The sequence below is a fragment of the Clostridium sp. MF28 genome (assembly GCF_002969175.1).
Classification (GTDB): domain Bacteria; phylum Bacillota; class Clostridia; order Clostridiales; family Clostridiaceae; genus Clostridium; species Clostridium beijerinckii.
On the sequence record NZ_CP014331.1, the window covers coordinates 4,363,589 to 4,375,796 of the forward strand.

Annotated in this window: 10 protein-coding genes; all 10 read left to right on the plus strand. The window is 30.7% G+C overall.

Annotated features, from left to right (window positions below; all coding sequences use genetic code 11):
• The first annotated feature begins 151 nt into the window (after positions 1–151).
• A complete protein-coding gene (gene gpr, locus AXY43_RS19115; protein ID WP_023974013.1) occupies positions 152–1,135 on the plus strand; it encodes a GPR endopeptidase in 984 nt (327 codons plus the stop codon).
• A gap of 206 nt (positions 1,136–1,341) precedes the next feature.
• Positions 1,342–2,415 carry a stage II sporulation protein P gene (locus tag AXY43_RS19120; protein WP_105411977.1) on the plus strand — a complete coding sequence of 358 codons (1,074 nt, stop codon included), beginning with the start codon at positions 1,342–1,344 and terminating at the stop codon, positions 2,413–2,415.
• Positions 2,416–2,753: 338 nt separating this feature from the next.
• Positions 2,754–3,083, plus strand: coding sequence for a hypothetical protein (locus tag AXY43_RS19125; protein WP_105411978.1), 330 nt, complete (start codon positions 2,754–2,756; stop codon positions 3,081–3,083).
• A 171-nt stretch (positions 3,084–3,254) separates the two neighbouring features.
• Positions 3,255–5,060 (plus strand): translation elongation factor 4, encoded by a 1,806-nt coding sequence (lepA, locus tag AXY43_RS19130; protein ID WP_023974011.1) that lies wholly within the window; start codon positions 3,255–3,257, stop codon positions 5,058–5,060.
• Between the two features lie 182 nt (positions 5,061–5,242).
• Complete coding sequence (locus tag AXY43_RS19135) at positions 5,243–5,683, plus strand: hypothetical protein (protein ID WP_023974010.1); 441 nt, start codon at positions 5,243–5,245, stop codon at positions 5,681–5,683.
• A gap of 216 nt (positions 5,684–5,899) precedes the next feature.
• Entirely contained in the window at positions 5,900–7,027 is a 1,128-nt protein-coding gene (hemW, locus tag AXY43_RS19140) for a radical SAM family heme chaperone HemW (RefSeq protein ID WP_023974009.1), read from the plus strand.
• 238 nt (positions 7,028–7,265) lie between these two features.
• Positions 7,266–8,294: a heat-inducible transcriptional repressor HrcA gene (gene hrcA / locus AXY43_RS19145; RefSeq protein ID WP_011968172.1), complete on the plus strand. Its 1,029-nt coding sequence runs from the start codon at positions 7,266–7,268 to the stop codon at positions 8,292–8,294.
• Positions 8,295–8,331: 37 nt separating this feature from the next.
• A complete protein-coding gene (gene grpE, locus AXY43_RS19150; RefSeq protein WP_011968173.1) occupies positions 8,332–8,955 on the plus strand; it encodes a nucleotide exchange factor GrpE in 624 nt (207 codons plus the stop codon).
• 105 nt (positions 8,956–9,060) lie between these two features.
• Entirely contained in the window at positions 9,061–10,905 is a 1,845-nt protein-coding gene (dnaK, locus tag AXY43_RS19155) for a molecular chaperone DnaK (protein WP_011968174.1), read from the plus strand.
• 110 nt (positions 10,906–11,015) lie between these two features.
• Positions 11,016–12,149: a molecular chaperone DnaJ gene (dnaJ, locus tag AXY43_RS19160; protein WP_077829362.1), complete on the plus strand. Its 1,134-nt coding sequence runs from the start codon at positions 11,016–11,018 to the stop codon at positions 12,147–12,149.
• Positions 12,150–12,208 lie beyond the last annotated feature (59 nt).

Consider the following 12,208-nt stretch of genomic DNA (forward strand, 5'->3'; position numbering starts at 1 on the left):
TTTTATAGGGTCTCTGCAGTTTTTGGGGAAATCTGCGTACGAGTTCATATTCAACAAACCTTATTATAGCATCAGAAGTTATGTAATTCAAGTATTAAATTCAAAGAAAAAGGAAAAATAAGACTGAGTAAATTTATAAAGAGGTGTTGGTATGATAAATGTAAGAACAGATTTAGTACTTGAAGCGAGAGAAATTTATAAAGAAAGTCACAAGGATGAAGTAGATATAGATGGAATAGAAGTTATAGAAGAAAGTGATGATGATATTAAGGTAACTACAGTAAAGGTAAAAAATGATGAAGGTGCTAAAAAAATTGGAAAGCCAAAGGGAAATTATATAACTATAGGAATGCCAGACTTTACAGCATATGATGGTGAAACTATGGATAGAGTTTCACAAGTAGTATCAGAGATTCTGCAAAGATTAATTAAGATTGATACAGAGAAAACAGTATTAGTTGTAGGACTTGGAAATTGGCAAGTGACACCAGATGCTTTAGGTCCTAAAGTGACAGAAAAGATTATGGTAACTAGGCATTTACAAACAGTTATGCCAGAAGCAATTGATGAGTCTGTAAGACCTGTTTGCTCTATAGCGCCTGGAGTGCTTGGAGTTACAGGAATCGAAACTGTGGAAATAATTAAAGGCGTTGTAGAAAAAATTAAACCAGACCTAGTGATATGTATAGATGCTCTAGCTGCAAGAAGAGTTGAAAGAGTCAACACAACAATTCAAATTGGAGATACTGGAATATCGCCGGGTGCAGGAGTAGGCAATAATAGAAAACAAATAAATGAAGAAAATTTAGGAGTTAAGGTTATTGCAGTAGGCATTCCAACAGTTGTAGATGCAACAACAATTGCTAATGATACTATAGACTCTGTAATAGATTCATTAATAAATAATTCATCAAGTGGAAATGAATTTTATAAAATGTTAAAATCTCTTGATAAAAATGAGAAGGAAAGACTCATTAAGGAAGTGATGTCATCAAAAGCAAGTATGGATATGATAGTTACACCTAAGGACATTGATTTAATGGTTAATTCTTTATCAAGAATAATAGCCAATGGGATAAACATGGCAGTCCAACCTAATATGGATATGGATGAGATTAATAAGTTTATGGGTTGATTATTAATAATTTATTTCTTGAAATTTAGAATGAGAAGAAAAGATCTCAAAGTAATTTGAATTATTTTGGGATCTTTTTATTTTAGATTGATTATCAATGTATATTTTAATCTATTCTAATTTTTAAATAGATAGAATGATATTTATTAGAATAATTATGTAAATCCGTTAATATAAATATAAAAAAGGGCAAGGGGGGGATTACCGTGATATATATGAGCAGAAGAGGAAAAAAAGGTGAAATTAATAAAAGGATAAAAGCAAAACCTAACATTAATATAGGCTTAATAATCCTCATTTTAATTATAGGTGTATTTTTCATAAGATTAGGTAATGTTTTAAAAAATAGCAAGGAAAGAGGAGCATTTGCCTATGTTCAATTGTTAAATCTAGGAATGCCGATAATAGAATCCCAAGTTTATGATGAAGGAACCTATGCTGAAAATAAACTTTCATTAAAGAATGTTTGTTTTCAAGTATTAGGATTAAATAATCTTAGCTATAAAGGAATAATTCAAAATGAACTTAGTTTCTTTGGTGATGGAGAAAGTTCTAGCAATACTGAAACTAATTTTAGTTTTAATCCGTTTCAAATAAGCGAAGACAGTATATCAAAAGTACAAGTAAACACTGATAGTAAGAATACCCCAATATATGATCCTAGCTTAAAGAAGACATTGGATAAATCTAAGCCAGAAGTATTAATATATCATAGTCATACTACAGAAAATTATAATGCATCAGAACCAGATAGTTTAAATGAAGATACCAATGTAGTGGGAGTAGGCGATGTTCTTGCTAATGAATTAGAAGAGAATTATGGGATTTCAGTCATACATGATAAAACCAATAATTGTATTTCTTATAATGATAGTTATACAAGATCTGGAGAAGTGGTTGATAAATATTTAAAACAATATGGAGATTTTAACATGGTTATAGATCTGCATAGAGATTCCGTAGAAGATAAAGCTGCGACAACAACAGAAGTTGATGGAATGAGCGCATCTAAAATAATGTTTGTAAATGCTGAAAATAGTACGAGATATCCTAAAAATAAAGAGCTTACAGAGAAAGTATTTAATAAAACATCTGAATTATTCCCAGGATTACCTATAAAAATATTAACATATCATAGAGGGAAAAATGCATTTAATCAAAGTAAAAGTGACGGATGTTTACTTTTTGAAATAGGATCTCATACTAATACACCAGATGAGTCAAAAGTTACGGCAGAATGTATGGCTAGAGTAATTGCGGAAGTTTTGAATAAGAAATAAGTATAAAGTTAAATGGAAAAGGTTTGGAAGTTATATTGAGTGCATATGAAAAATTAGATAACATGCAAGTTTGATTTTTAGCACTAAGTATTTAAATAGATATTTCAAGTTGAGATTTAAATATAATCTTGATGGTGAAAATTAAAGAAAAGATTAGGAATCTAAAGCTAGAATTTAGATCTCTAGTCTTTTCTTTATTTTAATTTATTAATACATAATATTGAGATAATTGGTGAGTAGATTGTTTGACTAAGAAAGTTGAGGGTGAATAATAGTTTGACTATATGGAAAGAATCTAAATAAAAATCAAAAAATAAATTAAAAAGGGTGTTTCGACATTGAAGAAAATTATTAGAAGTAACATTTTAAGAAGAATATCACCAATGATTTTTATATTATTTATTATTTTTATTGGAATAATTAAAATAGATATGATTAATACTAAGGCATTATCTCCTCTTGGGAATACTAATGAAAATTATAAACTTGTAAGCAATGAATTTGGAGAAGATTTCTCGAATTTTATCAAGGATAATTCATTTCTTAAAATTTATAAAGAATCTGAAAAAGATGTTTTAGTTAAGATAGGAAGTAATGATTTTAGGATAAATAATCAATCTTCTTTTATTAAAAAAATAGAGGATATAATTGAAAGAATAAAACCATAATATTAGTTAAATTATTTAGTTGATTTTAAAATATATATAGGGCATATTAGACATAGAGCATTGAGGGAAAGTTTTGATAGCCTTTCTTTATGGATATATGTTATAATTTAGCTGATTTAATTATAACGGGGGTGAAAGGACTGTTTTTCGTTAAGGATAACAGTTATGCGTATGAAAAGTGAAAGACAAAAACATATCAGAAATTTTTCAATTGTAGCACATATTGATCATGGTAAATCAACCCTTGCGGATAGATTACTTGAAACTACAGGAACCTTAACTAAAAGGGAAATGGAAGAGCAAGTTCTAGATAATATGGAGATAGAAAAAGAAAGAGGAATTACAATAAAGTCTCAAGCAGCGAGGCTTGTATATAGAAGAGACGATGGTGAAGAATACATTCTTAATTTAATTGACACTCCAGGACATGTAGATTTTAATTATGAAGTTTCAAGAAGTTTAGCAGCTTGCGAAGGAGCGATATTAGTTGTTGATGCAACACAAGGTATTCAAGCCCAAACTTTAGCTAATTGCTATTTAGCATTAGATAATGATTTGGAAATTGCACCAGTAATAAATAAAGTTGATCTGCCTTCTGCAAGACCCGATGAAGTTAAGAAAGAAATTGAAGATGTAATAGGAATTCCAGCAGAAGAAGCTCCTACTATATCTGCTAAAACAGGGCTTAATATAGGTGATGTATTAGAGTGTGTTGTTAAAACTATACCTTCACCTGATGGCGATGAAGAAGCTCCTTTAAAAGCATTAATTTTTGATTCTTACTACGATAGTTATAAAGGTGTTGTATGTATAGTTAGAGTGATGGACGGAAGAGTAAAGATTGGAACTAAAATTAAATTGATGGCTACTAATAAAGTTTATGACGTTACTGAAGTCGGAGTGTTTACTCCAGGAGTGCTTCCAATCAGTGAGTTAAGTGCTGGTGATGTTGGATATGTAACAGCATCCATAAAGAATGTTAGAGACGCAAGAGTTGGGGATACTATAACTGAAGCTAATAGGCCAACCGAAACAGCACTTCCAGGTTATAAACCTGCTATACCAATGGTTTATTCAGGAATATACCCAGTTGACGGAGCAAAGTATGATGAATTACGAGAAGCTCTTGAAAAGCTACAAATAAATGATGCGGCATTAAGCTTTGAGCCAGAAACATCTATTGCTTTAGGTTTTGGATTTAGATGTGGATTCTTAGGATTATTACATATGGAAATAATTCAAGAAAGAGTTGAAAGAGAATTTAATTTAGATATAATTACTACTGCACCATCTGTTATATATAAAGTAATCAAAACTGATGGAGAAACATTAGAAATAACAAATCCAACTAACCTACCACCTTTGACAGAAGTGGATTATATGGAGGAACCAGTAGTTAAGGCATCTATAATAACCCCAAAAGACTATGTTGGAGCAGTTATGGAGCTGTGTCAAGATAGAAGAGGTATATACATAGATATGCAATATATAGAAGAAACCAGAGCTGTTGTAAATTATGATATACCATTGAACGAAATTATATATGATTTCTTTGATACATTAAAATCTAGAACTAGAGGATATGCATCTTTAGACTATGAATTTAAAGGATATATTAGAACTAAATTAGTTAAGTTAGATATATTATTAAATGGGGATGTAGTTGATGCATTATCAATGATAGTTCCAGAGGAGAGAGCTTACCATAAAGGAAGAGGAATAGCTGAAAAGCTAAAAGAAATTATCCCAAGACAATTATTTGAAATTCCAATTCAAGCAGCAGTAGGATCTAAAATTATAGCAAGGGAAACCGTAAAAGCTATGAGAAAAGATGTATTAGCTAAATGTTATGGTGGAGATATCTCAAGAAAGAAGAAACTACTTGAAAAGCAAAAAGAAGGAAAGAAGAGAATGAGACAGGTTGGTTCTGTTGAAGTTCCACAAGAAGCATTCATGGCGGTATTAAAGGTAGATTAGTTAGTATAAGTAATATAAATATAGAATACTTTATACATGTAAATTATATTTATTTAAAGAGTAATTCTAAAAAACTAGCGAATGTATAAAATAAAAATATATTATTTTTGAGGAATTATTTGTATAATATTAATTAGTATTATACAAATAATTATTTTAATGCCGGTTTGGGAGGGGTTTGAATGTTTTTAAATGAGTTAAAGAAAAATGAAGGAATTGCATTTATGCAATTGGTTAAAATCCTTGCAAATTCAGACAATGTTTTTGCGAAAGAAGAAAAAAATCTTTACAATGACTATCTAGAAGAGCTAAATATAAATGAAAGTGAAATATCAGAATCAGATCTAAATTCTGTATGTGAAACTCTAAAAGGTTCGTCTAATAGATGCAAAAATATTATTTATTTTGAATTAATAGGCCTTGCTCTTATTGATGGAGAATATAATGAAGAAGAAGTTGAACTTTTAGAAAAGCTAGGTGAAGCATTGGGTATAACACGTAGTAAGAGAATAGCATTTGCTAATTATTTTTACAATTTTGTTGATGTGTATGGTTTCTCTGTTGTAGATGCAGAAAGTAAAATTGCCTTATTAAAAGAACAGGCAGAAAAATTATTAGTATAGATAGTTTTTGATATGAAAAAAGTATGATGTATATTATCTAAAAATAAATAATAAAGAATGAATGATAAAAGCGAGAATATCTATTGAAATTTAAATTAAAGGTGTACACACCTTATAGGTTTAAATGAAGGGTAAATGCTCCTCTAGTTATTCATTCTTTATTTTTGCTTTATTTTATCAAGTAAAATATTTAATAATGTATTGGAGGAAAAATTAATGAGGGATATATCTTTATATATACATATTCCTTTTTGTAAACAGAAATGTTTTTATTGTGATTTTCCATCTTATTCAGGAAAAGAAGGATTAATGAACGAATATATAGAAGCGTTAAGTAATGAAATATTACAAAAAGGAAAAGAATACAGAATAAGTAGCATATTTATTGGAGGAGGAACGCCATCCTACTTGAATGACTTAAGTCTAGAAAAACTACTACGTACTTTAAATAAATTGAATTTGAAGGATGATTTTGAGTTTACAGTGGAGTGTAATCCAGGTACATTAAATGAAAAAAATCTAAATATTATGAAGGAACACAATGTTAATAGGATTAGCATGGGATTACAATCAACAAAAAACTCTTTATTAAAAGATATTGGAAGAATACATAGCTATGAAGAATTTGAAGAAAATTATTTTCTTGCTAGAAAGCTAGGATTTAATAATATAAATGCAGACTTGATGTTTGGATTGCCTAATCAAACTATTGAAGATTGGGAATGTTCTTTGCGAAAAGTAGCAGAACTTGAACTAGATCACATATCTGCATATAGCTTGATTATAGAAGAAGGAACTCGGTTTTATAAATTATATGAAGAAGATAAGTTGAATTTACCTGAAGAGGATAAAGAACGAATTATGTATTTGACAACTAAAGACATATTGAACGGGTATGGATATCATCAATATGAAATATCTAATTATTCAAAGAAAGGCAAAGAGTGCTTTCATAATAAAGTTTATTGGAAATGTGATGAATACTTAGGGATGGGGGTGTCTGCTAGTTCATTTATAGATAAAAAAAGAAGTAAAAATATGGACAATATTAAGGAATATATTAAAAGAATAAATAATAAAGAAAGTGTAATTGAAGAAATTCACGTAAATGATATTAAAGATGATATGGAAGAATTTTTATTTATGGGGCTTAGGATGATTGAAGGGATAAAAGTAGAGAAATTTAAAGAGCGATTTAATAAAGATATATATGAAGTGTATGGAGAAATCATTGAAAAAAATATTAAAAAAGGATTATTAATTAATAATTCGGGAAATCTATATCTAACTTCGCATGGCATAGAAATATCAAACTATGTAATGAGTGATTTCATTTTATCTTAATAGATTCTCTTATGAAAAGTTTAAAGAAAGATTAAGCGCAATTATAAAAATATATTACATATAAAAATGGAGAAAATAGGAGATATAAAGAGCTAAGTTAACAAAATTGCTTTATTATTAACGTTAGGTAGCTATAATAAATATAAATAGAATTGACAAAAAACATCATAAATAATATATTAAAAACATAGTCATTAGCACTCGAGGTTAATGAGTGCTAACAAAAAGAGGTGAGGTTATGAGTATTGATGACAGAAAAATAAGAATACTTCAAGCTATTATCAATGACTATATTCGAACAGGAGATCCTGTAGGATCAAGAACTATTGCTAAAAACTATAACTTAGGTATTGGGTCCGCAACAATAAGGAATGAGATGGCTGACCTTGAAGATATGGGATACTTAGAACAACCTCATGCTTCTGCAGGAAGAATTCCTTCTAGTAAGGGATATAGATTATATGTTGATCAGCTTATGGATAATCAGATGCTAACAGTTGAAGAAGATCTAAGGATAAAACAATATATAATCGATTCGGCAATGCTTGAAGTAGATAAAATAGTTAAGCAAACTAGCGCCTTATTGTCAGAACTTACTAAATTAACTTGTGTAATTGAGACACCATCAGTAAAAAGGAGCTTTATAAAGTCAATTCAGCTGATTAAAGTTGATGATCATAATTTAGTATCAGTTTTTTTAACAGATACTGGTGTCATAAAGAATCATATAATGAAGCTAAATAATAGGGTTCCTGAAGTTGAAACTTTAACACGAATAAATGAAGTTATAAATAATAGATTGGTGAATCTTTCTATACAAGAAATTAATTTAGAAGTAATTAATAACTTAAAAAAGGATCTAGGAGCCTATGAAGAAATATTCAATGCTTTATTGCCTATTTTATATGAGACTCTAAACTCGGCGGATTCTACAGAAGTATTCATGGAGGGAACTACCAACATATTTAATTATCCTGAATATAACGATATTGATAAAGCTAAAGAAATGCTATCGCTTTTGAATGATAAAGAAGCTTTGATGGAGCTGTTTAATCCTCAAGACAATATAACAGTCAGTATAGGGGATGAAAACTACAAGCCACAAGCTAGAGATTGTAGTATAATATCTGCTGAATATTCCTTTAAGGATAGGCCTATTGGGAAAATTGGATTAATTGGACCTAGAAGGATTAATTACTCAAAGGTAATAATGATTATGTCAGAAGTTATAAAAGAGCTTAATAATATATTGAGCAATCCAAAATAGATGTTAGATTTAAAGAGAAGAGGTGTGTGTTAGATACATGGAAGAAAATAGAGATGTTAAAAATGAAGAACTAGAGAAAGAAGAAATTGCAGATGAAGTAGCAGAAAAGGATAATGAGACTCAAGAAAGTAATGATGCAGCAGAAACAAATGAAGCTAGCAAAGAGGCTTCAGAAAATATAGAAGCTGCTGAGGAAGATCAAGAAGATTTAGTAAAAAATCAAGAAGAGGAAAATAAGAAATTGAGAGAAGAATTAGATGCGACAAAAGATAGACTTTTAAGATTAACAGCTGAATATGATAACTATAGAAAAAGAACAGCTAAAGAAAAAGAAGGAATATATAGCGATGCATATGTAGATGTATTAAAAGAGATTGTTCCTATTCTTGACAATTTAGAAAGAGCTGTTGCAGCTGATGGCAGTATTGAAGACTTGAAAAAAGGAATTGAAATGACAATAAAGGGATGCAAAGATTCATTTGCAAAACTTGGTGTTGAAGAAATAGATGCTACTGGAGAATTTGATCCTAATCTTCATAATGCAGTAATGCATATAGAAGATGAAGAATTAGGTAAAAATGTAGTAGCAGAAGTTTTCCAAAAGGGATATAAGAAAGATGATAAGATAATAAGACATACTATGGTTAAAGTTGCTAATTAGAAATAGGAACAAGTTTCTTATTAAGATATATAAATAGAATTCAAAAATAATAAACTGAAAAATTCAAGTTTAAATAAACTAATAAAGTTTTAGGAGGAAAATATCATGGGAAAGATTATAGGAATTGATTTAGGAACTACAAATTCATGTGTAGCAGTTATGGAAGGTGGAGAACCAACAGTTATAGCAAACTCAGAAGGTGCTAGAACTACTCCTTCAGTAGTATCATTCCAAGCAAATGGAGAAAGATTAGTTGGTCAAGTAGCTAAAAGACAAGCGATTACTAATCCAGATAAAACAGTTATTTCAATAAAGAGACATATGGGAACTGGATATAAAGTTGATATAGATGGAAAACAATATTCACCACAAGAAATTTCTGCTATGGTTTTACAAAAAATAAAAGCAGATGCGGAAAGCTATTTAGGTGAAACAGTAACTCAAGCAGTTATTACTGTACCAGCTTACTTTAATGATAGCCAAAGACAAGCAACTAAGGATGCAGGTAAGATTGCAGGCCTTGAAGTATTAAGAATAATCAACGAACCAACAGCAGCATCATTAGCTTATGGTTTAGATAAAACAGATTCAGCTCACAAAATCCTAGTTTATGACTTAGGTGGTGGTACTTTCGATGTATCTATTCTAGATCTTGGAGATGGAGTGTTTGAAGTATTATCAACTAACGGTGATACAAAGCTTGGTGGAGACGATTTTGATGAGAAGATAATGAAATATATTGCAGATGAGTTTAAAGCTTCAAATGGAATTGACTTAATGCAAGATAAAATGGCAGTTCAAAGATTAAAAGAAGCTTCTGAAAAAGCTAAAATTGAATTATCAGCATCTCAACAAACAAATATAAATTTACCATTTATCACTGCTGATGCAACAGGTCCAAAGCATATAGATTTAACATTAAGCAGAGCTAAGTTTAATGAAATTACTCATGACCTAGTTGAAAGAAGTATTGAACCTATGAGAAAGGCATTAGCTGATGCTAAACTTTCATTAAATGATATAGATAAAATAATCTTAGTTGGTGGATCAACAAGAATTCCAGCAGTAGTAGAAGCTGTTAAGAACTTTACAGGAAAAGAACCATCTAAGGGAGTTAACCCAGATGAATGTGTTGCAGTTGGTGCAGCTATTCAAGCAGGTGTATTAACTGGTGAAGTTAAAGACGTGGTATTACTTGATGTTACTCCATTAACACTTGGAATTGAAACAGCAGGTGGTATAGCTACTCCATTAATCGAAAGAAATACAACTATTCCAACAAAGAAGAGTCAAGTATTCTCAACTGCTGCAGATAACCAAACATCAGTTGAAATTAATGTAGTTCAAGGTGAAAGACAAATGGCTATGGATAACAAGTCACTTGGACAATTCACATTATCAGGTATAGCTCCAGCACCAAGAGGAATTCCTCAAATCGAAGTTACATTTGATATAGATGCTAACGGTATTGTTAAAGTATCTGCATTAGATAAAGGAACTGGTAAAGAAGCAAATATCACAATTACTGCTTCAACTAACTTAAGTGATGATGAAGTAGATAAAGCTGTAAAAGAAGCAGAAAAATTTGCTGAAGAAGATAAGAAGAGAAAAGAAAAAGTTGAAGCTGTAAATAACGCAGACCAAACTATATATCAAATAGAAAAGACTTTAAATGAAGTTGGAGATAAAGCTACTGAGGATGAAAAGGCAGCAGTAAGAGCTAAAATTGAAGATCTTAAGAAAGTTAAAGATGGAGATGATGTAGAAGCTACTAAAGCTGCAATCGAAGCAGTAAATCAATCATTCTATCCAATAGCTACAAAGATGTATCAACAAGCTGGTGGAGCAGAAGGAGCAGCTGATCCAAATGCAGCAGCTGGAGGAGCTCAAAGTGCACCACATGATGATAATGTAGTAGATGCTGATTTCAAAGTAGATGAAGATAAATAAGATATAAATTAGGTGTACTAAACTACAGTTATCTAATATAATAGGATAGGGAAGGCAAGCTCGTCTTCCCTTTTCTACAGTAAATAAAACTAGGTGGTGAATTTAAACGAATGGCAAATAAAGACTATTATGAATTGCTTGGACTTCAAAAGGGTGCAAGTGATGATGAAATAAAAAGAGCCTTTAGAAAATTAGCTGTAAAATATCATCCGGATAGAAATCAAGGAAATGCTGAGGCAGAAGAAAAGTTTAAAGAAATAAATGAAGCTTATCAAGTACTTTCGGATCCAGAAAAAAAAGCTAGATATGATCAGTTCGGATCAGCTGCCTTTGATGGTAGTGGTGGATTCGGAGGAGGCGGCTTTGGCGGCTTTGACGGATTTGATATGGGCGGATTTGGAGATATTTTTGAATCATTCTTTGGAGGCGGAGGATCAAATTCTAGAAGAAGAAATGGTCCAGTAAGAGGAAATGATATTGAGTATACAATAACATTAACTTTCGAAGAAGCTGTTTTTGGAGTAGAGAAAGAAATTTCTGTTACTAGAAATGAAAACTGTGAACATTGTCATGGAAGTGGAGCCGAACCTGGAACTAATGCTAAGACTTGCCCAACTTGTAGTGGATCAGGTCAAGTAAGAGTTCAAAGACAAACTCCTCTTGGAAGTTTTGTATCAACTTCTACATGTGATACTTGTAGAGGTACTGGTAAAATTATTGAAAAGCCATGTTCAGAGTGTAGAGGAAAAGGCAGTGTTAGAAAAACAAGAAAGATAAAAGTTAACATACCAGCAGGTGTAGATACAGGAAATGTAATGCCTTTAAGAGGACAAGGAGAACATGGGTTAAGAGGTGGAAGTCCTGGAGATTTGTATGTAAGAATTAATGTTACTCCATCAAAGGTGTTTACAAGAAAAGGAAACGATGTTTATATAGATGCTCATATTTCTATGCCTAAAGCAGCATTAGGTACAGAAATAACTGTAGCTACAGTTGATGGAAATGTTAAATATACTGTTCCACCAGGTACACAATCAGGAACTATGTTTAGATTAAAAGGCAAAGGAATACAAAGGGTTAACTCAAACGGAAAAGGAGATCAATACGTAAAAGTTATTGTTGATATTCCTAAAACCCTAAATAAGGAACAAAAGGAAGCTTTATATGATTTTATGAGAGCATCTGGTGAAGAGTTTGATGAAGCTAATGTTCCTAAGAAAAAATTATTTGGAAAAAATAAATAGAATTATATCGGAGAAACTATTTGAATAATGTCTATCAATTAGCATTATTTCAATAGTTT